The following is a 24,900-nucleotide window of genomic DNA, read 5'->3' on the forward strand; positions in this document are numbered from 1 at the left end:
TATCGCCATAACACCTTAAAAAAGTAATTTATTATATATCCGAAAAACCTATGACTATAAGGTTACGAATTTAATTGTTAATAATATTTATGAAATAATAGAGAGATTTTTAATAAAATTAATTAAAAATTAAGCTTTGCCATGTATGCCTAGAGCTAAACTGAATCAAACTTCCTCAAATATTTTATCATTTCCCGATAGAAATATAAATTGATGAGAAATTTGGCGAAATTTGCTAGATTTTTAAACTGAGTTGCAGGGAGCATCAAGTATGTCAGTGTTTAATGGGTCAGTTGGTAGTGATGTCATTCAAGGAACGCCACAAAAAGACATCTTACTTTCACAGAGTGGAGATGACTTCGTTTTTGGGATGGAAGAAGACGATGATATTCAAGGTAACGCTGGAGAAGATCACCTTAATGGCAACACCGGCAATGATACAGTGCAAGGCGGCCAAGGCAGAGATCTGCTCCACGGAGGAAAAGGAAATGACCATTTGTGGGGAGATTTGGGAAGCGACACAGTATGGGGAGACGAAGGGAATGACAGTGTCATCGGTGGCACTAGTGACCCAGTAAAGTCACAAAATGATGGTGCAGACTTATTATGTGGCAACACCGGCAGCGACTATATCAACGGCAATGCCGGGGATGACTGGGTCAACGGCAATGAAAACCAAGATACAGTTCAAGGCGGTAAAGACAACGATACCGTTCATGGCGGCAAAGACAATGATTACTTATATGGAGATATTGGCAACGACCGGCTGTGTGGGGATTTAGGTGCAGATACAATCACAGGGGGAGAAGGAAAAGATAGCTTTGTCATCGGTCTTCGTCAAGACGTAGCCGGATATAAATCAACCGGCGGCGCAAAAATCAGCGATGCCGATTGGATTTTAGACTTCAACAAACAAATCGATGAAATCGAATTAATTGGCGGGATAAAATTTGCAGACTTGAATATTTTTGCAGGAATTGGAGAATATGCCGACCATACAATTATTCAAGATAAAGGAACCAGTGAATATTTAGCCATTTTAAAAGGGATAGACACCTTAAATCCCTCTGAAATCCCAATTGTTATTGAAGTGCCGGCACCAACACCAACACCAGGCTCTACTCCCACACCAGAACCAACACCAACACCAGGCTCTACTCCTACACCCACACCGGAACCTACACCGGAACCGACACCAACACCAGGCTCTACTCCCACACCGACACCGGAACCTACCCCAACACCGGAACCGACACCAACACCAGGCTCTACCCCCGCACCTACCCCAGCACCGGAACCGACACCAACACCAGGCTCTACTCCCACACCAACACCGGCACCCACCCCGACTAACAACCCACCGACTGATATCGCTCTATCAGATAACAATGTTAATGAAAATAGCGCAGCCGGCACCCTGATTGGGACTTTCTCGACAACAGATGCAGATGTAGGAGATTCCCAGACTTACACCCTTGCTGAGGATGCCGGTGGACGCTTTAGCGTTGACAATGACCAGATAAAAGTTGCAGATGGCACATTATTAGACTTTGAAACCAATCGCAATCACAGCATTCGGGTACGCGTCACAGATAGTGCCAGCAATACTTTTGAAAAAGATATTGTCATTAATGTCAATGATCTCGATGAAATCCCCCCGAATAATCTGCCGACGGCTGAAGCCGATAAACCTTTCACCGTTGCCGAAGATACAGCCGGCATCTCTTTAGCGATTTCTCAACCGACTGATGCGGATGGAGATCCCCTCACCGTTACGATTAATACGATTCCTGATGCCACAAAAGCCGTAGTGCGGGTGGCAGGAACCCTGACTTCTGTTGCAGTTAATCAGACTTTAACATTAGCTGAATTAACGGCTTTAGAATTGGTGCCGGTGGCGGATGCTTGGGGAAGCGCCGGCACGTTTAGTTATACGGTAACTGATGGCAAAGGTGGCACGGATACTCAAACGGTGACACTGGAAATTACACCAATTAATGATGCGCCACCTGTTGCAGTGGATGACACAACATCGGCTGTACTGTTGAGCAATCTCTTAAAAATTTCGGTGGCTGATTTACTAGCCAATGATACGGATGTGGAAGGAAATCTGCTCTCAATTACAGCCGTATCAAATCCAGTGAATGGCACGGTGGTTCTAGAAAATGAAGTGGTGACTTTTCGAGCCAATGCGGGGGTGGCAACAACAAATTCGTTTTCCTTTGAATATACGGTATCCGATGGCAAGGGTGGCACGGATACAGCAACGGTGAATGTGTCGGTCGTCTCGGCAGTGGAGTTGAGTGCAGTGGAGACGCAGACTGATTTACCTGCCGGTGCCGGGGGTTTTGTTATGTATGGCACTGATCCGGGTGATTTAACTGGCTACTCAGTCAGTGATGCAGGCGATGTCAATGGCGATGGACTCGCTGATGTGATAATGACTTCTCCTGGGGCAGGTTTCGGTGGACAATCTTATGTGGTATTTGGGAAAGCTGATGGCGCTGCGATTAATCTCAGTAATGTCGTTGCCGGTAATGGTGGCTTCTTTATCAATCTCAATAATTCTTTAGATATTAGTTCCACCTTTTCAGTCAGTGGAGCAGGAGATGTTAACGGTGATGGATTTGTTGACCTGATTGTTGGTGTTGCCTCTGCCGATTTTAATGGGAATGAAAATGCTGGAAAGTCTTATGTAGTTTTTGGCAAGTCTAATACCAATGCCGTGAATTTGTCCACCATTGTTCTTGGAAATAGTGGCTTTGTTATTAACGGCATTGAGCGTAATGATCGAGTCGGCTCGTCAGTCAGTGGGGCAGGAGATGTCAATGGCGATGGACTTGCTGACTTCATTATTGGCGCAACTGAGCGGGAGGGGGCGCCGTTTAACCCTGCTGATCCGGGAAAAGCATACTTGGTATTTGGTAAGACTGATACCAATGCAATTGATTTGAATAATTTGGGGAGTGGTGGCTTTACCATTAATGGCATTAACCTTGATGACTCTACCGGCCATTCTGTTAGTGGTTTGGGTGACATTAATGGGGACGGATTGGATGATTTTATTATGGGTGTACCTGAAGATTGGGGACTGCCAGACACTCGTCCTTTTACTCGCTCAGGAAAAGCTTATGTTGTGTTCGGCAAACGAAATAATGTCCCAGTCAATCTAAGTGATGTGGCTGCTGGGAATGGCGGTTTTGTCCTTAATGGTATTGATCCAGGAGATAGTGCCGGCGTTTCAGTTAGTGGAGCCGGAGATGTCAATGGGGATGGTCTGCCTGATTTAATTGTTGGTGCGTCTAATAGCGATCCAGGAGGAGTTGAGCAAGCTGGAGAATCTTATGTGATATTCGGCAAGTCAAATACAACTGCGGTGAATCTGAGCGACGTGAGTGCAGGAAATGGTGGCTTTGCCATCAATGGTATCGATCCATTAGACTTTTCTGCACACAGGGTCAGTGGAGCTGGGGATGTCAATGGTGATGGATTGGATGATCTGATTATCGGTGCTCCTTTAGCCGATCCTGGAGGAACTGGAGAGTCCTATGTTGTGTTTGGCAAAATAGATAGTTCGGTGGTGAGTTTAAGTGATGTAGCTGCCGGCAATGGTGGCTTTGTTATTAATGCCAGTGGTATTGAGGATCATGCCGGCGGTTCAGTCAGTGGGGGAGGGGATGTCAACGGGGATGGCTTTGCTGACTTAGTTATCGGCGCTCCTTATGGGGCCGAACGAAGGATCAATCTTAACCTTCCTGGCAAATCCTATGTGATATTTGGAGGGGATTTCACCGGCAGTGTCACCCAGCAAGGCACAACGGGCAACGACAACCTCACCGGCACCATTGCCGCTGATGTCCTGATTGGCGCTCAAGGCAATGATACGATAGCCGGCAATGGGGGCACTGATGTCCTCTATGGCGGTGCTGGAGATGATCTTCTCGGCATCAGTGATCTCACCTTTAAACGCCTTGATGGGGGTTTAGGAACTGATACCCTCCGTCTTGATGGCACATTTAATCTCGATTTAACGACTGTTGCAGATATCAAAATTGCCGGGGTTGAAATTATCGATATCACCGGCACCGGCAATAACATTCTTACCCTCAATGTCAGCGACTTACGAAATCTTTCTGAAACGATAAGCGCCTTGCGAGTTTTAGGAAATGCCGGTGATGTTGTCTCTGGTAATTTTGCCGGCTTTACCAGTAGCAGTGCCAATGGTTTTACAACTTACACCGATGGAATTATTTCACTGATAGTGCAAGAGACGATTAATCATGCCGGTGTTATTGTCTAATCCAGTGAGTGGCTGTATTCGCCGGTTCGACTATTTGTGAGTAATCGGCCTCTTTTTTTAACCGCAGATAAACGCAGATAAACGCATATGAATCGGGTTTTCATCTGCGTTTATTTGGGGTTTTATAGGGTGTGCAAGGGATAGGGTTTGTAGAGACGTTTAGCTAAACGTCTCTACTTGAGGATCAAAGGGATTAACGAGTTAAGGCTAATTGCGGTAACTGTTCGTGGGAGTCAGCCGGCACCACCTTAACTTGACCGTTTTCGTCAACATCAACGATGGCACTATCGCCTTCTTTAATGTGGCCGGCAAGGAGTTCTTCGGCGAGAACATCCTCTAACAGGCGCATAATCGCACGGCGCAAGGGTCGGGCACCGTAGTTGGGGTCGTAACCTTCTTCAACTAAGCGGTCTTTGAAGCGCTCGGTTACGTCCAAGATAATGCCTTGCTCAGATAGCCGGCTGAAGACATCGCGCAGCAAGATATCTGCGATTTGTTTGACTTCATCCTTGGTTAACTGACGGAAGACGATAATTTCGTCGAGCCGATTAATAAACTCAGGCCGGAAATACTGCTTGAGTTCTTCATTTACCAGAGTACGAATGCGGTTGTACTGTGCGTCTGTTTGGCTTTCTGCAAACTCGAAACCTAAACCGCCACCGCCTTTGGAAATCACCTTAGACCCGATATTAGAGGTCATGATCAGCAGGGTATTTTTGAAGTCTACTGTCCGACCTTTAGCATCAGTTAAGCGTCCGTCTTCAAGAATTTGCAGCATCATATTGAAGACATCGGGGTGAGCTTTTTCGATTTCGTCGAATAGCACCACCGTGTAAGGACGCCGGCGCACGGCTTCGGTTAGCTGGCCACCTTCGTCATAACCCACGTATCCGGGAGGGGAACCGATGAGTTTGGAGACGGTGTGACGTTCCATAAATTCCGACATATCGAGGCGGATCATTGCCTCTTCTGAGCCGAAGAAATAGGCAGCTAAGGCTTTGGTTAGCTCGGTTTTACCCACGCCGGTTGGCCCGGAGAAGATAAAGCTGGCGATAGGCCGGTCAGGGTTCTTCAAGCCAACTCGTGCGCGACGAATGGCGCGAGAAACGGCTGAAACCGCTTCTTCTTGACCGATGAGACGCTGGTGCAGGGTATCTTCCATCTGCAGCAACTTTTCAGATTCAGACTCGGTAAGTTTGCTCACCGGCACACCTGTCCAACTGGCAACAATGTGGGCAATGTCTTCTTCAGTAACGATTGGCTTTTCTGTGGCTTCGGGTTTGCTATTGCCAGCAGCTTTAATTTCAGCTTGCAGTTCTAGTTCGCGATCGCGCAACTGTCCTGCTTTATCAAAGTCTTGATCCCGCACCGCCGCTTCTTTTTCTTTCGTCACTTTCGGCAGTTCTTGCTTGAGTGCCTTCATTGCCGGTGATACCTGAGCGTTCATCAGATGAACTCTTGAACCGGCTTCATCAATCAAGTCGATGGCTTTATCCGGCAAGAAGCGATCGCTGATGTAGCGATCTGAAAGCTTAGCAGCAGCATCTATCGCTTCATCAGAGATGGTCAGTTTGTGGTGTTCTTCATAAGTTGAGCGCAACCCGAAGAGAATTTCAATCGTTTCCTCAACGCTGGGTTCGCCAACTTTCACCGGCTGGAACCGGCGTTCTAAGGCGGCATCGCGCTCAATATGCTTGCGGTACTCATCCAGGGTGGTTGCGCCAATGCACTGCAATTCACCTCTGGCTAATGCCGGCTTGAGGATGTTTGCAGCATCCATACCGCCTTCTGTACCACCGGCACCGATCAGCGTGTGAACTTCATCAATCACTAAGATAATGTTGCCGGCAGCGCGAACCTCTTCCATAATCGTCTTGAGGCGTTCTTCAAACTCACCCCGGAACCGAGTGCCGGCTAGCAGAGAACCCATATCCAGCATGATTACTTGCTTGTCTTCCAGGATATCTGGGACATTATTGCTGACAATGCGCTGGGCCATACCTTCAGCAATTGCCGTTTTCCCAACTCCAGGTTCGCCAATTAAGACGGGATTATTCTTCGTGCGACGACCAAGAATTTGAATCACCCGCTCAATTTCCGCCTCGCGTCCCACAACCGGGTCGAGTTTGCCTTCGGCTGCCCGTTTGGTGAGGTTAGTGCCAAACTCTTCCAGAGTAGGGATTTTGTTGCGGCTGCTGCTATTCTGGCTGCCGGCGGCGGTGGGGACGGATGCCGGCACGTCAGAGAGTTCTTCAATTAATTGCGCTTGCAGTTGCGTCATGTCAACGCCCAAGTTTTCCAGGACTTTTCCTGCCACCCCTTTAGACTCTTGAAGCAGCGCCAGCAGAATATGTTCAGGGGCGATGTGGTTATGCCCCAACAAATTCGCTTCTTTCAAAGATGTGTCAAAAATGCTCTTAGCGCGAGGAGTCAGCGGAATTTCTGAGGGCACAAAGCCGGCACCCCGACCAATAATTCTTTCCACCTCAACTCGTGCATCTTTGAGGTTAACCCCCTGCTCTTTCAGCACTTTTACGGCATTACTGGTTCCTTCACCAATGATACCCAAGAGGATTTGCTCTGTTCCGACAAAGTTGTGTTTTAGGCGACGTGCTTCCTCTTGGGCCAGCAAAATCACCCGAATAGCTTTTTCTGTGAAGCGTTCAAACATGGCTAATTCCTCTCAAATTTTTGGAGCTACGGCCCAAATTCGCTGTTTGGAGCAGGCGGGAGACTCTCAAATCAAAACCTTGTAACATTTTGTTTACTTCTTGATTTAATGTACCGCTCTAGAGGGACTGCCGGCAGTGAGGAGAGCCGTATTAGGCAATGGGGTATAAGCCGCCTCAGAAGACTGGATGAGTGGATGAGGGGCAAGACAGATCCCCTCAATGCCGCCTGTGCTGCCCCTGGAGTTCTGATTAGTCGTGAATCTGGGGAAGTTTAGCTACCCTCTGACACCGGCTCATACCGGCTGCCAAACTTTAACCGAGACGAGTTACCGATTGGTTGACGCGGGGTCTGCCGAAGCGATTCCAGGCACTACCGCCTCGCAAAAACAGCTCCATCCAGCGAATCGGCTGTCCTCCATCGGCAGCGTCCCAACCAGAACTGCCGGGTGCGAAAGCCAGAGTCCCTTCCGGCACATCAAAGGTGCCATCAGTATAAATGGCATCACTCACCACATCTCCGACGCGAATCACGACCTTGGTTTCGGGTTTCAGGTCGAGAGTGTCGGCGGGAATGGTGGTTTTGATGTTGCCGTAGCCATCAATCCAGGCGATGCGATCATTGGGTGCGGAGACGATTTGGTCGGGTTTTAAACGCTCTCCCAAAAGGCTAGTACCACCTTTCGCAATATCGGTCGCTGCGTTAGGAAATACATCTCGTGAACGAAACTGAGAACCGCCTCTAGAAACCTTGACGGTGTGAATTTCTTTCGCGTGGTCTTTGATGAAGGAAAACGTGTAGCCGGCAAAGACGCCCACAACTTTCACGCCATTGGGCAGCAAGGCGTAGGTCAAACCCTCTCCTTCATTATTCTGCCGTGCTTCTGGATCGTCTTTGCGAGGGGCGCAGTTGTGATAAACCAAACGTTCTTCTGGGCCGGGGTTAAGGCCAAGTTGGGCCACCCAAAAGCCGGTTGCCAGGGTACTGAAAGCCGGCACTGAGAGGCAGTGGACTTGTGATGCCGGCAGTGCCATTAAAAGACGCTGTGTAACCTCTGCAAATGCGGGATCGCCGATGCCGTAGTCTGCAATTAAGGTGATGAACATATTGCCTCACGGGTTGGATTCCACTGTCAGGTTATCCCAACTTCGGAGGGTCGGTGCCGGCTCATCCTGTAGTTCTGCCGGCAGTCGCAGAGGCATTTCATTCATGGGGTAGAGACGCAATCCCACCCAAATCTGAGAACTTAGAAGCAATCAGGAAAAAAATCTTAACAATTACAAACGAAAAATTATGCGTGGGATCAATCAAATCAAAACAGCGGCGCTGCTGGGACTGCTGAGCGGTCTTTTGGTTCTGGGTGGTTATTATTTAGTGGGTAATGAGCAGGGACTTTACCTCGGTTTGGCTTTTGCAGCCTTCAGCAGTATTAGCTCTTGGTATTATTCGGATCAAGCTGTGTTAATGGCCTATCGCGCTCAGCCACTAGAGCGTCAAGAAGCACCGGAACTGTACGATATGGTCGCTTCTTTGAGTGAACGTGCCGAGATTCCGATGCCAAAATTATTTATCGTCCCCACAAAATCCCCGAATGCCTTTGCCACCGGCAGAGATCCGGAACACGCGGCAGTAGCCGTTACACAAGGGATTTTAGAATTACTTACCCGTGAGGAACTTGAAGCGGTTTTAGCACACGAACTGACCCACATCCGCAACCGCGACACCCTGACTGGGGCAGTTGCCGGCACGATCGCCGGTGCACTGACATTTGCTGGGCGGATTCTAACGTTTGGGGCGCTTTACGGGCCGGTAACGCGGGATGATCGGCGGGGTGGAAACGCACTCGGTACGCTGTTTTTAATTGTTTTAGCGCCGGTTGCTGCCGGTTTAATTCAAATGGCGATTTCTCGGACGCGAGAGTATGCGGCTGACTTGGGTGCCGCTGAAATCACCGGCAACCCCCTAGGTCTCGTCAGTGCGCTACAGAAGCTAGAAGAAATGGGCCACCAGATCCCCATGAACGGCAACCCTACGATGTCCTCGCTGCTAATTGTCAATCCCACATCTAAAAAAGGGCTGCAGTCCCTCTTCCTGACTCACCCACCAACAGAAGAACGCATTCGCCGGCTTCTAGAATTGGCCCAGCAAAAACAAGGGACGCCGGTGATGGCTTAGAAAAGGATGAAACCCTTTCTCTGCTGAGAGTATAGGGGCGAGTGTCTAGGAAACTCACCCCCATGCCCCATGCCCCACGCCTTAACCCCTACCCGGCAGCGTCAGAATCTCGACTCCGTCAGCCGTAACGGTCACAGTATGCTCAAACTGGGCAGAAAGCTTGCGATCTTGCGTCACAGCAGTCCAACCATCCTCAAGCACATCAACTTCCCAAGTGCCTTCGTTAATCATCGGCTCGATTGTGAAAACCATGCCGGCTCTCATACGCTTGCCGGTTCCCCGTTTGCCGTAGTGGGGAATCTCAGGGGCAGTATGAAAAACGCGGTGAACCCCATGCCCCACAAAGTTTCGTACGACCGAAAAGCCCTGTGCCTCAGCATACTCTTGAATTGCGGCACCAATATCCCCGATGCGAGCGTCTGGCTTAACTTCAGCAATTCCTCTTTTCAGGCACTCATGCGTTACTTCGACAAGCTTTTTCGCCAAAGGGGAAGGCGTTCCAACGAAGAATGTTTTCGAGGTGTCGCCGTAATAGCCATCAACAATTGGAGTGACATCGATATTAATAATGTCACCGTCTTGAAGAATTTGCTTGGCGTTGGGAATGCCGTGACAAACCACTTCGTTAATGCTGGTGCAAATAGACTTAGGAAACCCCTTATAGCCAAGCGGAGCGCTTTTAGCTCCCTGTGCTTTTGTCCAGCGTTCGGCTTCGTCATTGAGTTCTAGGGTGCTGACTCCAGGTTTTACCAGCGGTTCAAGATAGCAGAGGAGTTCGGCAGCCAAACGCCCAGCCGTCCGCATTTTGTCTAACTCCCGACTGGATAAAAGCTCGATGGTTTCACTTTTCATAGTTTTTGTTCCTTTATTTCTCGCCGCTCTGGTAGCTTATATTTAAGTGGTGCGGTTTAGATTTAGCGTTTTAAATATTACCGGCAGCTTTTGATGATTGTTTTAGAAAATATAGCACAGTTTTTAGACAGTTTTTTTGCTGTTAATCGTTTTGAAGAGAAAGAAAGAGGGGGAATCTATCACCACTCCTCAAAGCCGATTCGCCGGTTTGGGTTAGCATTAGAGCCGGGAATGCAATTAACAAAATGGGTGAATGAACAACAATTAGATGCATTGTTTTTACACCGTCCCTGGAAACTTGAACCGGGACAACTCGCACCTGATATCGGCATTGTCGCCTATCACTTGGCTTTTGATGAACGCCTAACGCTTGGGTTTAATCCCCGTCTAGCTGAAGTTTTTGGGATGTCAGAATTGGAAGTATTGGGTGAAAAAGAAGGGCGGCCGATTGGGATGATCGGGAATACTCCTGTTGAGAATTTTTCGGTTTTTTGCGAACATTTAAATGAAGTTTTTGGAGGTTCTGAGGAAATTTATGCCGGCACCCAATCTAACCTATGTCGGGTAGCTGTGGTTGGCGCAATGACTGATGCGCTGGTGCGCGAAGCGGCGTTGCGGGGTGCTGATCTTTACATCACCGGCCAGTTACGGAAGCCGGCTTTATCTGCTGTGCAGGAAGCCGGCATTGCGGTGGTTGCAGTTGGTCATCGCCGGTGTGAGGAATGGGGATTAAAGGCGCTTGCCGGTGTGTTACGCGAACGCTGGTTTGAGTTAGAAGTCATACTTAATCCTGAATCCTGAAGTAATGACATGGCGAAAATAATTCAGATCGAAGGGACTCTGCGCTTAGTTTTCTGCACACCTGCACTTTTAAACCCAATTACTAACTCTTCCGATATCCATAGATTTTGTTGTTTTCCTCTAGCGTTGTTACAAAATCACTTGGAAAAGCAGAGATATTTCTAGCGGTATGATTGACTACAACATTAGATGAGAGCGTTGCATTAATCTGACTTACTGCTTTTTCCATCGTTGCCCGATAATGATCGTAGTTACCCTCTAAAAGATACTGCATCCAAAGATTGCCAATTCTGACATGAACTGCTTCGTCTGCGTTAATGCAGTCCATGTAGTAAGTCATTTCATGATGGCTGCTGGTACTAAATGCCTCCGTTAGCAAGAAATTAGACTCCAGGGCATTGCCTTCCTGAAACACTTGCTGAATTGCGAGACGTTCAGCCAAATTTGAACCTTTTTCGCATTTCTTCCAAACTTTAGCGCTGTAAGTGTAATCTCCTTCTTTTCCACCAATAGATTCTAACAAGCGACGCATAATTATTGCGTGCCGTGCCTCATCCCAAATTTGCCGTGCCATGTCAAGTTTAAAATCAAGAGGCATCCATCGATAAGCCACAAGGTTTTTTGCACACACTTCCATTGCGGCAATTTCCACATCCACGTAGACATAGTGACTGAATCGCCGCAATTTCTCATTGTCTGTCATCAAGTCTGCGTAGGATTGGTGAATGACGATAGAAGTTTCGCTAAACTGAAGGTGAGGTGATCGTCTCGGAAAGCTGGGGATTGCCGGCATCTCTTCCCTGCCTGAGTAGCACGCCACAGTCTCACAAGGTTGACTGAGGCTATAAATCTTGACATCTTGATCGATCCAAGAATGCAACTGATTCAATATATCTGTTAAATCGGTGAGCAGATGCCTTAAAGTTAGGCAGGTTGGAGCATCAGCAATCATGTCTGAGTGATTAAGATAATTTTGAATATGGCTGTAGTAATCTTGGGATAATGCGTATAAGAAAGCAGCAATTTCTGATTCAGTTTGTAGGAATTTTGCATAATCAAAATTTTGGCTATAGTCGCTGCCCACTTTAGGAATATACGCCAGAGTCAGCTTTTCAAACATCCGAGTATGCAAAGCTTCGATGAAACGGGCATCCCATCCCATTTTTTCGCCTAATAAAATTTTGAAATCGCTATTTTTGCAGGAAATTAACCAGCAAGCTTCAAACTCTAAACTTCTCAGCAAGGAATAAATATATGCAGAAATATAATTTCTCAATTCCCTGGCTCTTTGACTTTTGATTAACTCGCCATCTTCTTCCCAAGGCATAGAAGCGATATCTGATGGTGTCAAGGCTTTGGAATTTAGACAGTCTATCTTTTGATTTAGATTCCAAAAATCACCGAATTCAATTGCTGGTTTCATTTTCTATCTCCTTACAACAACTCTACAAAACCTAGTGAAAATAGCTCTACAAATTAGCATCCAAGCATAGCTTCTCTAGTTCATTAGTTTCTTCGGGAAAGAGATAGCTAAGAGCATTCATATTAAAATTTTTAATTGGTTCTTTTACGGAATTTTTCCAAGGAGCTTGCTGGGCAAGTGATGGCAAAACTTCCGGATATCTAACTAAGATATTTGGTTCAAATTCTAAAGCCAGATACTGACAAATATTCAGCAAAATAGCGCTAGGTTTTTCAGATAGATCTTCATACTGCACCAGCTTATGATTTGGCTGATTCGAGTAAGCCTGACTAAGTTGATAATCGTGTTGCCATCGTTGGAAACATTCTCTAATAGTTTTCGGTTGGTAGCCCCAAGATGCGCCATAATGACGTTCAATTCCATAGAGAGATGCAACATTAGCTCTTGCATCTCGGAGACAGTGAATAAATTTTGCAGAAGGACATAAAGCCTGAATTTGTTCGATAAAATGTAAATGTCTGGGCGTTTTTTCAATCCAACCCGCAAGTTGTTTTTGTTGAGCAATCTGATCAAATTCGTTTAGCTGATCGCCGGCTTTGCTAAAGTCATAATGCAAGTGGCTTTCTGGAAACGATATCATTTGAGAATGGGCAGCTAATAAACACTGCAAGAGAGTGGTTCCTGAACGCGGACACCCAACAATGAAGAGCCTAATCATTCAAATTATTTATCTCCACAGTAAGCGAGGACAGCAATTTTGGAAGCAGCCACTTTGCTGCATATAGAAACTTGCAAAAGTAGCACTTAGCATCTATAGCTTAAAAGCTTTTTCGGAAAAACGGGGTGAGTTAGATCACAAGATACATCTATCCTCGGTCTATAATTAGAATAGAACTTTTAGGATTAAATAATACTGGATTACGGAGTAATTAGTGAGAATACTCATCGTTGATTCGTTAGGTAATTCTGACGAGAATCAGCAGACAATTCAATTAATTCAGACTCTGCCATTTTGCAAACCTGTTGACTTCATCTTCGACTATGCTAATTTGAGGCTGGCTCTTGCTCTAGATTTTGAAAGTCATCCTCAACTTGTAGAATCCTTACAAGTATTGACCAATCCAAAAGAACTGGAAATTGTTGGTGGACGCTTTGGCAGAACCGCGTCAGGACAGTTGGCTACATCCGAATGGAGTGGTCGCTACGGTGAAGCTTGGAATGAATTAAATCGGCAATGCTTCACTAAGTTTATGTCAGCTTTAGGTATGCCCATTATTCATCGGGCTTGGCATAAACAGCAAACTGCTAATGAGGTCGGTTAGAAAGCCGGTAATGACACAGCCGGCAGTGATAAATTAATTGATGTAATTGATTTTGGAATAACTTAGTGTGCATTAATCTACGACATATTGGATTAATTGGCTTGGGACCCCATGCCAGACGAATTTATTATCCGGTTATTGAAAAATACGCTCAATTAAACGGTTTTAATCTTGTTTTTGTTATTGAAGTAGAAGGCAAACAAGAAAGTGTGCAGGCTTTTATAAAAACTCGTAGAATTCAACCATTATCAACTTTTTTTATTAATTCGCTTTTTTCTCAAAACGATATCTTATCTTCGGATTTGCGGGAATTTCTAGACAATTCTATCGAGCAATATAAGCTTGATGGAGTTATTATTGCTAGTGAACCCAAAAGTCACAAAGCTTATTTGAAGTGGGCTTTAGAAAAAAACATTGATATTTTAACTGATAAGCCAATTACTTGTCCTAAGAATGCAGCCAATGATCGAAATGATGCCCTAACAATTATTCAAGATTTTAATGAGTTGAAGGGGCTATATCAAGCTTCTCGCTCTAACTTGATCGTTCAGGCACAGAGGCGAGCGCACCTTGGTTATTGCTATCTTTATAATTATCTTAGCGATTTTTTAAACGAATTTCAAGTTCCCATTACTCACATTGAGGTTTCCCATGCAGATGGAATGTGGGTTATGCCAAACGAATGGGAACGTGAACATCATTCTTATAAATATGGAACCGGCAAGTTGATGCACTCTGGATATCATTTTGTCGATCTTTTAGCATGGTTTATCCAACTTAATCAGTTAGTCAAAGATAGAGAAGCTGATGAATTAGAGCTGTTTGTGAAGCACTCTAGCCCCTCCGATTTTATGCAGAATCTTACAGCAGAACATTACCAAAAATTCTTTCAAAAAGATTACTCAAAATATTTTTCAGATGACCAAATCGAGCGGGTTAAAGAATACGGGGAGCAAGATGTTTTTGTCCTGGCTCAGTTAAAGCGACAGCAATCTATCGTCACGACGGCTACATTGAATCTTCAGCAAAACTCGCTTTCTTCTCGTGCTTGGTCAAATACACCAGTTGATGTTTATAAGGGAAATGGTCGAATTCGCCATGAACAGGTAAATATTCATGTTTCAGTATTGTTGAACATCCAGGTTCATTCCTATCAGTCTTATCAGGTCAATAATCCGATTGATATGGAATATGGCCCGGGACATATTGACCATTTTGACATTCTGGTTTTTCGCAATAACGGAGTAGTAGGAGGAAAACGGTTTGAACAAATAGAGATTGGGAAAAATCTGGCAAACTCTCTGCCAGCAACTTCTCAGTTTAGCCATAATGAAACTGCTAGAGAGAACCTGTTTTTGGATTTTATAAAACGCTCAGATTCCAAATCTGACTTGCTGCATCACAGCTTTACTAATGAGCTTCTCAGTAGGATTTATGAGTGTATTGCCCTAGAACGAAATGGGAAGTTTCCTCACCTATCGTGTTCTCTCACTTAGGAATTACGAAGACTCATTAACCGGCTAAAGGAAAACCGGCTGCTAAAATCCAGCCAAAATAAAGCGCACTTCCAATTCCATAACTCCAGGCTTCATTAACTTGGGCAGCAGCCAGTGAAAGAATGGCAATGATAATTGGAAAAACCGGCAGCAATAAAAACATAAAACCAAGTTGAGGCACGAGGTAAACGGTTAAAAAGAAACCTCCCACCAGCGCCACACTTTGCCCCAGCCACCACAAAATTCGTTTTCCAACTCCAGAATCTTGTTGCGATAAACCGGCAGCCAAAAACCAAGGTAAACAAGCCAAGGATAAAACCGGCCATAGTTTTAATCGTGCGGGAATGAGCCACCACTGCAACCAAACCACCTGTGCCATTGCTCCAAATGCCACCCAAAGCAGCGCAAACAGCGCCACACCTAAAAGGGCATTTCGCAGGGTAGGGCGCGGCAAACGACCGAGGAGTACCAGCCAAACGACGCCGCCAACCAGAAACCACAGGGCGACAGCACCGCCTACCAACAAGCCTCCTAGGTTCTCAATGCTGTCGGTTCGACTGGCTAATGTTAGTACACCGATTGCTGCAACAGGGGCTAAAAGCAATCCTCCCCAGCTTTGGAGAGGACGCACCTTTGCCCTCGCGGCAATGGTGGGATCTGCTAATCTTGGCGAAATTGCGCTCAGCAAAAGCAACCATGCCCCTAAGTGCAAGGCATACCAAATCATGCGCCGATCTGTATAGTTGCCGGTGTTTTGCAGATTGAACGTGGCATTGAGCCATGTTTTGGCAGCTTGATGACTGGCGTTGCTGAAGAGAATTGTGATGTGCTCTACATTCGGGATGATTTGAAGCGATCGCGCCCTTCCTTGGGCAAAATTTGGATTTTCGCCACCGGCATCTCTCAACATCCGCTGTGCATTCTCAACAAACCGGCCTTCGCCGCTGCCGGCTTGCAGTTGCAGGTTGCGCGGCGCTGCCGGCGTGACATTTGCGCCGGTGGGCGAAACTGCAATGGTTGCGGCAAAGCGGTTGACATTTGCGATGCCGGCACTCATGACTGCACCGCTACCCATTGAATGCCCCAGCAGCGCCAGACGTGCGGGATCGACTTCTGGCTGTTCCACAAGCGCGGCGGTTGCGATATCAAGATCCCGTTGCAGCGAACCGCGTTCTAAGGATGCTGGGTTGGCTGCATGACCCCCAAAATCCCATAGCATTACAGCATAGCCGCTGTGGGCCAAAACGTGCGCGTAGCCCAGCATCAACTGCTTTGAGCCGGCATACCCATGCGCCACTAACACTGCCGGTGCTTTCTGCGCCTCTTGGGGTGCCATGTAAAGCAGGGGCACTCCCTCGCGTTCGAGCGATCGCACGATCAGCCCATTCCGCGCTGCCGCAATTCCCCACCAGGAAAGCACGATCAACACAAGGCTTACAAGTAGCAAAAACCAGCGCCGGCGATTCATATTATTAGGGGAGGGCATGGGGCATGGGGCACTTGTACTGAGCGAAGTCGAAGTATTGGGCACTTACGCTTTATTTTCACTGAGTTATGTTAATCATCTACGCTTAAGTACTGATTGGTTGCATTACTCCTCCCCTTGCGGGGACCAAAACAGTGGTAGACATAGCCGTTTATTGTTACTTTCGGCTATTAGGAACACTCCTTTTTATCGACTAACCCACCATAATCTTCAGAGAACCAATATTCTCCCCGTTCTAATGCCTCTGCAAAGGTCTCTAGATAAACTCGAAGATTAGGTGCAATAAGCAATCTATCAGGCTCTCGCCACTCGACAATAATAACCTGACCAACATTTCCATCAGCAGACGGGTCTAAATCTATGCATTCGCAGGCACCATTGGATTCCATCGTCAATGGAATCCAATTTGGATTCCACCAACCATTCCAAATCTCTTTAGAAATATCTTCAGGATCGCACTTAAAATTATCGTCTGAACAATCTTGCCATTTTTTGGATATTTCGATGGCCCTTTCGAGGGAAAGGAAGTCTAAGTGAGGGAACAGGCAATAAGATTCTTCTTCCTGACCATTATGCACGCAGTAGGATAATTTGAAATCTTCAGGAAACTTTACATTAAAGAATACTTCAGCCTGGTAAATTTCTTCATCAGTAGCACCAGATCTAAGACTCTCTAGCACTTGAGGCGCATTAGCTTTTAGCCAATTATGAATTCTTTCCCAAACTATTTCCACAAAAAACCTCAGAAAGCTGGATCTCTTTTTCAATAAGTTATCTAAGATTATATCTCTTGATGTCAGGTTTCTCTTTGCGGGTTTTTCACATCGCGGAGTCAGTACAAGATCAGCTCTCATATAGCCGATTGCATAGATTTCTCTTATGTAAACGGCTGAAAGCTTGATTTCTGGTTGCAGTCATTTTGCTCAATTCATAAGCTTAGCTGATTACTTGGCATCTACAGAGGTAAGCGCTTATGGTTAGGCAGTTCTGCTATTACTCTATTATCAAAAGAGCAACACTGGTGTTATTTCGTGAAGAACAACCGCAGCGGCCAATCTGCAATTTTATCGAGTGACCAGTTCGAGGAGCTGCTTGCCAGTTCGCAGCCCAAGTACAAATTGCTTTGGGCTATTTGCTACTACACGTCACTGCCTGACAGCGGTTATTTATTTCCCGGTAGCTAGGTTTAAGAAAACCTGATTTTAAGGTGACGACGTTAAATAAATTATGAAACAAAAATTTGTACTTTTTGAGCAAAAATACTGTTAGTAAATAAAGAGCTAGAGAAACAAAAAACTATCTTCTGTAACTCTTCCCCCTTTATCTAACTATCAGTTTAGGCGTGAACCGTTCCATCAGGGAGAATTGCTCCGGTTAACTTTGCTCCGGTTAATTTTACCAAAATTCGGTCTCTCGATCCGACTTTTGCGCCTCTGAGATCGGCTCCGCTGAGATCAGCTCCACTGAAATCGGCTCCCACTAAATTAGCGTCTCGTAAATTTGCGTTTTTGAGAGAAGCTTGCAGCAAATTTGCTCGAAATAAATTCGCTCTTTCCAAATTTGCTCCATTCAAATTTACTTTGTGCATAAAAGCATCACTCAAATTTGCATCACTTAAATTTGCATCACTCAAATTTCTTCCGGATAGATCCCTTTCTTGCAAATTTGCCCCCTTAAAATCTCGTCCACTCAAATCAGAACTCGGTTTCTTTTCTTGAGATTGAGATTGAGGGGAATAGTGAGATGAATATTGAGAGGATTTTTGCGTTTCTCTTTGATAGTAAGAACGTGAGGGTTCTCGCTCTTTATTTGAATTTGACTGCGACTGACTTTTTTGGGTTTTACCTTGCCGTCTGGCTGAGCGCAATTTATCCCGCGCATGGTTAATTTCTTTTAATTTTTCTTCAGCTTTTTGTTGCAGCCTGGGATTATCTTTAGGAATGCGATCAGGATGCCAAACAAACACTAAGTCCTTATAGGCTTGATTCACTTCTTCGGTAGAAGCACCAGGTTCTAGGCCGAGAATTCTATACGATTGCTCCAACTCATCCATTACATCACCATCACTTCATAATAAATGCGATATTTTTTACTTTTTAATTCTTTAATACCGACAATTCTAAAAATTAATTATTCAACCCAGGATTTCGATCTTTTAACTGCTTCACACCACTTGCTGAAATTTTCTTGCGCCGGCATCATTCCTGCACCTGGATAAAACGTTTTGTCAATTTGACGAGAATCTGTTAGCGCTGTATAGTTTTCCCAAAAACCAACGGCTAAACCGGCAGCAAAAGCAGCGCCTTGGGCGGAAGCATCGAGGAGGACGGGACGTTCGACGGGGATGCCTAAAACATCGGCTTGAAATTGCATTAAAAAGTTATTTTGACACGCGCCTCCGTCTACTTTTAAAGTGGTGATATCTGTGCCGCTATCTTGATTAATTGCCTGGACAACTTCTTTAACCTGGAAAGCGATTGCCTCGACGACGGAACGCACGAGATGTTCTCGCTGTACGCCGCCGGTGATGCCAAAAAATGCGCCTCTGGCATTCATATCCCAGTGGGGTGCGCCTAAACCGCTGAGTGCCGGCACAAAGTAAACGCCTCCGTTATCCGTGACTCGCTGCGCCATCATTTCAGTATCAGCCGCCGCTGTAATCAGTTTAATGCCATCTCGCAACCACTGCACGCAAGCGCCGGTGGTGAACATACTGCCTTCTAAAGCATAGCCGGTTTGAATTTTTTGATCGGTTCCTATCTGTGTCCAGGCAACTGTTGAGAGAAGTTGGTAATGAGAACGCGTGACTTTGTTGCCGGTATGGGCGACTAAAAAGCTGCCGGTTCCGTAGGTGCATTTTGACAAACCCGGACGATCACAACCGTGAGCGAAGAGTGAAGCTTGCTGATCTCCTAAAATAGCTGTGATGGGAATTTCTGCCCCTAATAATTCGGCTTTAGTGTGCCCGAATACTCCTAGGGATGGTTGAATTTTTGGCATTAAATGTAGAGGAATTTCAAATAATTCCAGTAACTTTTTATCCCACTGGTTCTCTGCTAAATTCATTAGCATTGTGCGACTGGCATTGCTGTGATCGGTGGCGTGGGTTTTGCCGCCGGTGAGATTCCAGAGAATCCAGGTATCAATGGTGCCGGCGATGATTGTATTCAGATCAACAGGCGGATATTCTTGTTTAATATGTTCAAGCAACCAAGCTATTTTTGTGGCGGAAAAATAGGCGTCAATAAATAAGCCGGTGCGCTCGTAAATCTCTGCTGCATGACCTTGCTCAGTTAATTGTTGACACAGGGGTGCAGTACGTCGGTCTTGCCAAACGATGGCATTATACAGCGGTCGTCCTGTTATTTTATCCCACAAAAGACAGGTTTCTCGCTGCACACTTAACCCAATTGCTGCGACATCTTTTGCAGTGACTCCCGCTTTCTGCAAAGCTGTTTGCATTGCCCAACAGGTATCTAGCCAAATTTCTCTCGGATCGTGTTCTAGCCAACCGGGCTGTGGGTAATATTGTGTTAACTCTTTGTAAGCAGAACTAACCACGCTTCCTTCCCGATTAAATAGGATGGCGCGGTTGCCGGTGGTTCCGAGGTCTAGGGCAAGAACGTAAGCGGGAGCAAATGCACTCATCTTGAGCTATGTTCACTGTGGGTTTTTCTACTATAACTTTTCTGCCGGCACTCGATTGCAGAAGTCCTGACTATTTATGTTAAAATTAGTAATTAAGGCTAAATATTTTAACATATCTCTCCAAATAAATTACGATTGATTACCCTTGTTTATTAAAAACTATCAATTTTTCGAACTAAGTTTTTTAAATTAGATTTTTTGTTAACTAAAGATGTTGAGAATAGTCTGCCGGCAGGTAGACACAGATAAACTTGATTTGAGTCATAATTTAAAGTTGGCTTTGAAGATTTTTGTCAATTTGATCCATGTTTTTCAAAAAACTAAGCTTTAAAAACGTTAAGTTTATGTCAAAAGTCTTAGCCGAAGCTAAAGCTTGTCTGTTACTGGCGATTTCTTTAGCGGCGGCACAACTCGCACAAGCCGGCACTAACTTTTTTGACACAGTGATGATGGGTTTACTGGGAAGTCAAAGTTTAGCTGCCGGTGCTTTGGGCGCAGTCACTTTTTCTGCATTGATGCTAATTAGCACCGGCATTGTTTCTTCTGTTGGTATTCTCGCAGCAGTTGCGGATGGTGCCGGCGAATCAAAGCGAGTGAGTTGTGTTGCGATACAGGGACTTTGGCTATCAATTGCCCTATCTATTCCTTTTATGTTGTTAATTTGGAATATGGGGCCAATTCTGCGGCAGTTTGGTCAAGAACCGAACAATGTTATTTTAGCAGAAAGTTATCTCCGCGCGATTGTTTGGGGGTTTCCTCCAAGCATGGGATTTGCTGTTTTAAAAAATGTGGTTTCTGCGCTTAACCGTCCTAGAGTTGTGATGGTGATTATGGTAGGCGGGGTATTTTTAAATATTGCCGCAAATTATGTTCTCATGTTCGGTTTATTCGGTTTACCGGCTCTTGGTTTAGCGGGCATTGGATGGGGAAGCACCCTGACTTATTGGGTGATGTTTGCTACGGCAGCCGGGTTTGTGAGTTTTAATGAACATTTTAAAAAATACCAGATTTTCCCTTATTTTCATGAGTTTAATCGTCAAACATTTTTGGAAATCTTTCAAATCGGCTGGCCCATTGGACTGCTATTTACATTTGAGGCGGGATTGTTTGCGGCGACGACTTTTCTGATGGGATATTTAGGAACGGTTACTCTAGCTGCACATCAAATCGCTTTGCAGACTGCTGCCATGACATTTATGGTGCCGGTTGGGATTTCCTATGCCACGACGATTAGGGTTGGGCAAAGCATTGGGAAAAATGATCCGAAGGGTGCTCAACAAGCGGGATATGTCGGCATTGCTATCGGTGCAATTTTTATGGGAATGATGGCTTTGATTTTCTGGATGTTTCCAGAGAGAATTGTGGCGATTTATCTGGATGTTAAAGATCCAGATAATTTAAAGGTTGTTCAACTTGCGGTTTCTCTTTTAGGAGTTGCCGCGATGTTTCAAATCTTTGACGGTATTCAAGTGATTGCTGCCGGCGCTTTGCGGGGATTAAAGGATACGAGGGTTCCTATGTTGATTGGGGTTTTTGCTTACTGGATTGTGGGCTTTGTTTGTGGCTATGTAATGGGTATTTATCTGGGTTGGGGAGGGGTGGGTTTGTGGGGTGGTTTGGCTTTGGGGTTGGCTTTTGCGAGTGGTATTTTAAGTTGGCGTTTTCGTCATTTGGTTTTGCGGATGAGTAAGGAAGATTTTTTAACGACAGATGCACACAGATAAACACAGATGGAGAGGATAGTTTGTTTGTGGATGCCGGCAGATAAGATTTTTTAACCGCAGATGAACGCAGATAAACACAGATGAAACGGATAGTTTGTTTGTGGATGCCGGCAGATCAATGTAGATAAGGTTAGCGTTGTGAGGTTGTGTAGTTGTAATTGTTTAAGTTATTGTTATCCCAAGAATGGGATTGATTGAAGAAGGCGAGGTTTAATGTGCTGGTTTCGGGTACGTTTATTGTTGCTGTCCAGTAATCACCGACTTCTTTTTTCATGGCTATGTCTGTGGGGGTTTCAAATCCGTTATGACCCCAGTGTAGGGTGATTGCTGTTGCAGAACCGGCAAGAGAACCTTTGTAATAAATTTTAAGCGGTTGTCCGGATATGACGGGATTTGGCAAAATATCAATGGGTGTGTTGATTGCTTGAAAGGTGCCGGCTGCAATCGTTTGATTCCAGTTTTTTCCGGTATTATTATCCCAGGTTTTGCCGTCCGTAAAGGCAAAGTTTAAGGCGGTTGCTGTGACGGGGAGTGAAATGGTTGTTTCCCAAAATCCATCGGTTCGCTTGATCATGGGTTTATCTGTAATGAATTGCCAATTGTTGTAACCCCAATGCAATCTAACTTGGGATGCGTTGGCTAAGGAACCTTTGTAATAAATGGTTAAGGCTTTACCTTGCTGGGCAGCAGTTTTATTATAATCAACTGGAGAATTTTGTTGGGGTTTGTAAGCGTTGGTAACATAACGTTGATAAACAATGGCGGGCATATCGATTACTTTGCCGACGTGATTTGAGGCTAGCAGGGTGATGTATTCTCCCATTGACCAGGAAAGAGGTGTCATGGATTTTGTGGGGGTTCCTGGGGTAAATTGGGAGGGGGCGTTGAGATCCCAAACTTGTTCGGGAATCATATAGGAATCGTTGGCAAATGCTCGTAGGGTGGCTAAATAAGTGCCGGCTTTTTTGCCGCCGGCAATCGCAAAATGACCGCGTTCGCCGGTGAAAATTGGCCACAAACGCCCGATGCCGGTACCTGTATAATCTGCGCCGGCTGCTGTTTCTCCGTAGCCGTCGTGATTGTAGCGAAACCAGGCTTCGCCTTTGTTGGGAAGGGTTTGTTTAATGGTGGAATCGATGGCGGGTATGGATGATAAAATATAGGGATTATTCCAAGCTTTAACGCCGTGACGGACTAATTCTAAAAAGCTGGTGTCAACGATGCTGCGTTCGTCGTAGGAACCGCCGCCGTTACTGATGTTTAAAGGATGTCCGTCGTTAGGGTTGCCGTTATCATCAATTCGTTGATAATAGTTGCCGTTGCCGATTGAACCTGTGGTGGTAAATGTCCAGGTTTCTATCAGGCTTTGCCAGTAATCTGCGGTGGCTAAATAGTGTTGCTGGGTGGGGGTATCTCCGTTGAGTTTAGCGATGTCTGCGGCACACACTAAACCGGCTATTTCGGCGGCGATGGTGGCGGGAGAGTAGCCGGCATTTTCTTCCCAGCGTTCTTGTTGTGTCCAAGGGCCGTTTTTTACGATAAAATCAGCGGCGGGTTTGATATGTTTGAGATAAGTTTGGGGATCGTTTCGGCCTAATTTCCAAGCGAGAATGATGGGAAAGGCGGTTTCATCCATTTGGATGCTATTCCAATAAGGGGTGCCATCGGCAAAGGCATTTTGCAGGAAATGTCCGTCTGGTTGTTGACTTTTATTGAATAACCAATTTAGGGCGCAGTTGGCAGTTTCTCTGTCACCGGCAGCGATTAAGGCGCTGGCAAATTTGTATAAATCTCGCGGCCAAATTAAATGATATCCCCCTTGCATTTCCACGCCAAAAGGTGTGCAAATCGAGTAATTTGATTCTCCCCAAGGATTCCCTAAACCGGCAACCATTGCGCCGGAGGATTTGTCTTGGGAGGCTTTTAATACCATTGCCGCAAGGTAATACTGTTGATCGGCTGTGTTGTCAAAGGTGTTGAGATGATCGGTGTAGTGATTCCATTGGCTGTTGTAGGTGGAGAGGAGGGTGGAAATGTTATCGCCTAGGGTGCCGCCGGCTGCGGCTTTGGCGCTAGTTTCACTGTTACCAAAGCCGAGAACTAAGTGAAAGGTGATGGATTTTTGATTGGGATAATCGCTGAGATCGAATTGGGCGATTTGAGCGATATTTCCATTCGTGGCGGTGTCAAATTTCCAGTTGAGGGTGTTGTCGATTTTGCCACCTTTTAAGTCTTGCCAGCCGTCACTGTAGCCGACGAAGCCGGCAGAAATTGTTTGGGTTTGGAAGTTTAAGGAAGTGACTAAGGCTGAGGTTTCACCGCTGTTGGCGTTTTGAGCGATTAATATGTTTTTGCCGTTGTCGGTTGTGTGGGAACCTGTGGTGGCTTTGCCATTATTGGATATGGCGGGATGATATAAGGTGTAAAGGTTGTAATCTTTTAAAGTGCCGGTTAAAGCGGTGAAGGTGATTTGCTGAATTAAGGTGTTGCGGGTGGGATCGGTGAAGATGGTTTTTTGAATTTGATAGTGGTTATTTTTGGCGGTGTTGGTGAGATTCCACGCGAGGGAATGGGGGTGATTTAAGGTGACTTGATGGGTGGTGTCTTGCTTTTCTTCATCCACCCAAGTTTTATCCGCATCGCCGATTAAAAATTGCCAGTCTACGGTTGCGGGTTTGTCGGCGGAGGGATAGAATATTTCTCCCAGAATTCCATTGAAGCCGGTGAACCAAACTTTTGAGGTGGGGTTGGCGGCGGTTCCTAGGAAGGTGAGGGTAGAAGCCGGCCAATTTGGGCAAGTTCCGGGATAACCAAAGGCTTCTTTGGGGGTGAAGGGGTGGGTGAAGGCGAGGCTGCCGGTGATCAGGCAGAGGGTTAGGAAGAGGGTGATTTGGATGTCGGTGAATCGATAATTTTTTTTGAAGCGCATTGGCTTATTCAAAGGAAGAATTATAAACTTTAGTTTTCCCAAATTTTATCTTTGAATAACGGCTTAAAAGGTTG

Annotated in this window: 17 protein-coding genes; 7 read left to right on the forward strand and 10 right to left on the reverse strand. The window is 45.7% G+C overall.

The window, feature by feature from the left end:
- Window positions 1–271 precede the first annotated feature (271 nt).
- Complete coding sequence (locus H6F56_RS12215; protein ID WP_190668384.1) at window positions 272–4,300, forward strand: Ig-like domain-containing protein; 4,029 nt, start codon at window positions 272–274, stop codon at window positions 4,298–4,300.
- Window positions 4,301–4,493: 193 nt separating this feature from the next.
- Here H6F56_RS12215 and H6F56_RS12220 read toward each other — a convergent pair whose 3' ends face one another.
- On the reverse strand, window positions 4,494–6,971 hold the full coding sequence (locus tag H6F56_RS12220) for an ATP-dependent Clp protease ATP-binding subunit (RefSeq protein ID WP_190668387.1): 2,478 nt from the start codon (window positions 6,969–6,971) through the stop codon (window positions 4,494–4,496).
- 108 nt (window positions 6,972–7,079) lie between these two features.
- Here H6F56_RS12220 and H6F56_RS12225 point away from each other — a divergent pair, with 108 nt between their 5' ends.
- Complete coding sequence (locus H6F56_RS12225; RefSeq protein ID WP_190668390.1) at window positions 7,080–7,247, forward strand: hypothetical protein; 168 nt, start codon at window positions 7,080–7,082, stop codon at window positions 7,245–7,247.
- A gap of 37 nt (window positions 7,248–7,284) precedes the next feature.
- Here H6F56_RS12225 and H6F56_RS12230 read toward each other — a convergent pair whose 3' ends face one another.
- On the reverse strand, window positions 7,285–8,076 hold the full coding sequence (locus H6F56_RS12230; RefSeq protein ID WP_190668393.1) for an SAM hydrolase/SAM-dependent halogenase family protein: 792 nt from the start codon (window positions 8,074–8,076) through the stop codon (window positions 7,285–7,287).
- Between the two features lie 187 nt (window positions 8,077–8,263).
- Between H6F56_RS12230 and H6F56_RS12240 the strand changes: the two genes are divergently transcribed.
- Window positions 8,264–9,145, forward strand: a complete 882-nt coding sequence (locus H6F56_RS12240) for a M48 family metalloprotease (RefSeq protein ID WP_190668399.1) — start codon at window positions 8,264–8,266, stop codon at window positions 9,143–9,145.
- Window positions 9,146–9,226: 81 nt separating this feature from the next.
- Here H6F56_RS12240 and map read toward each other — a convergent pair whose 3' ends face one another.
- Window positions 9,227–9,997, reverse strand: coding sequence for a type I methionyl aminopeptidase (gene map / locus H6F56_RS12245; protein WP_190668402.1), 771 nt, complete (start codon window positions 9,995–9,997; stop codon window positions 9,227–9,229).
- A gap of 93 nt (window positions 9,998–10,090) precedes the next feature.
- Between map and H6F56_RS12250 the strand changes: the two genes are divergently transcribed.
- Entirely contained in the window at window positions 10,091–10,798 is a 708-nt protein-coding gene (locus H6F56_RS12250) for a Nif3-like dinuclear metal center hexameric protein (protein ID WP_190668404.1), read from the forward strand.
- 82 nt (window positions 10,799–10,880) lie between these two features.
- Here H6F56_RS12250 and H6F56_RS12255 read toward each other — a convergent pair whose 3' ends face one another.
- Both H6F56_RS12255 and H6F56_RS12260 read right to left on the reverse strand, forming a co-directional pair.
- Complete coding sequence (locus H6F56_RS12255) at window positions 10,881–12,221, reverse strand: ferritin-like domain-containing protein (RefSeq protein ID WP_190668407.1); 1,341 nt, start codon at window positions 12,219–12,221, stop codon at window positions 10,881–10,883.
- A gap of 46 nt (window positions 12,222–12,267) precedes the next feature.
- Entirely contained in the window at window positions 12,268–12,939 is a 672-nt protein-coding gene (locus tag H6F56_RS12260; protein ID WP_190668410.1) for a sulfotransferase family protein, read from the reverse strand.
- 214 nt (window positions 12,940–13,153) lie between these two features.
- On the opposite strand from H6F56_RS12260, the gene H6F56_RS12265 reads away from it, so the two are divergent.
- Complete coding sequence (locus tag H6F56_RS12265) at window positions 13,154–13,543, forward strand: polymorphic toxin type 43 domain-containing protein (protein ID WP_190668413.1); 390 nt, start codon at window positions 13,154–13,156, stop codon at window positions 13,541–13,543.
- 65 nt (window positions 13,544–13,608) lie between these two features.
- Entirely contained in the window at window positions 13,609–15,039 is a 1,431-nt protein-coding gene (locus H6F56_RS12270) for a Gfo/Idh/MocA family oxidoreductase (protein ID WP_309236507.1), read from the forward strand.
- 16 nt (window positions 15,040–15,055) lie between these two features.
- On the opposite strand, the gene H6F56_RS12275 is transcribed toward H6F56_RS12270, so the two are convergent.
- The 4 genes from H6F56_RS12275 to glpK all read right to left on the reverse strand — a co-directional run bounded on the left by H6F56_RS12275 (window position 15,056) and on the right by glpK (window position 20,173).
- Window positions 15,056–16,525, reverse strand: a complete 1,470-nt coding sequence (locus H6F56_RS12275) for an alpha/beta fold hydrolase (protein WP_199312782.1) — start codon at window positions 16,523–16,525, stop codon at window positions 15,056–15,058.
- 170 nt (window positions 16,526–16,695) lie between these two features.
- Window positions 16,696–17,259 carry an SMI1/KNR4 family protein gene (locus H6F56_RS12280; protein WP_190668419.1) on the reverse strand — a complete coding sequence of 188 codons (564 nt, stop codon included), beginning with the start codon at window positions 17,257–17,259 and terminating at the stop codon, window positions 16,696–16,698.
- A gap of 602 nt (window positions 17,260–17,861) precedes the next feature.
- Window positions 17,862–18,578, reverse strand: coding sequence for a pentapeptide repeat-containing protein (locus H6F56_RS12285; protein WP_190668422.1), 717 nt, complete (start codon window positions 18,576–18,578; stop codon window positions 17,862–17,864).
- 77 nt (window positions 18,579–18,655) lie between these two features.
- On the reverse strand, window positions 18,656–20,173 hold the full coding sequence (gene glpK / locus H6F56_RS12290) for a glycerol kinase GlpK (RefSeq protein WP_190668425.1): 1,518 nt from the start codon (window positions 20,171–20,173) through the stop codon (window positions 18,656–18,658).
- A 344-nt stretch (window positions 20,174–20,517) separates the two neighbouring features.
- Between glpK and H6F56_RS12295 the strand changes: the two genes are divergently transcribed.
- A complete protein-coding gene (locus H6F56_RS12295) occupies window positions 20,518–21,897 on the forward strand; it encodes an MATE family efflux transporter (protein WP_190668428.1) in 1,380 nt (459 codons plus the stop codon).
- 130 nt (window positions 21,898–22,027) lie between these two features.
- On the opposite strand, the gene H6F56_RS12300 is transcribed toward H6F56_RS12295, so the two are convergent.
- Window positions 22,028–24,826 (reverse strand): glycoside hydrolase family 15 protein, encoded by a 2,799-nt coding sequence (locus H6F56_RS12300; protein WP_190668431.1) that lies wholly within the window; start codon window positions 24,824–24,826, stop codon window positions 22,028–22,030.
- Window positions 24,827–24,900 lie beyond the last annotated feature (74 nt).

This window comes from Microcoleus sp. FACHB-672, assembly GCF_014695725.1.
In the GTDB taxonomy this organism is placed as follows: domain Bacteria; phylum Cyanobacteriota; class Cyanobacteriia; order Cyanobacteriales; family Oscillatoriaceae; genus FACHB-68.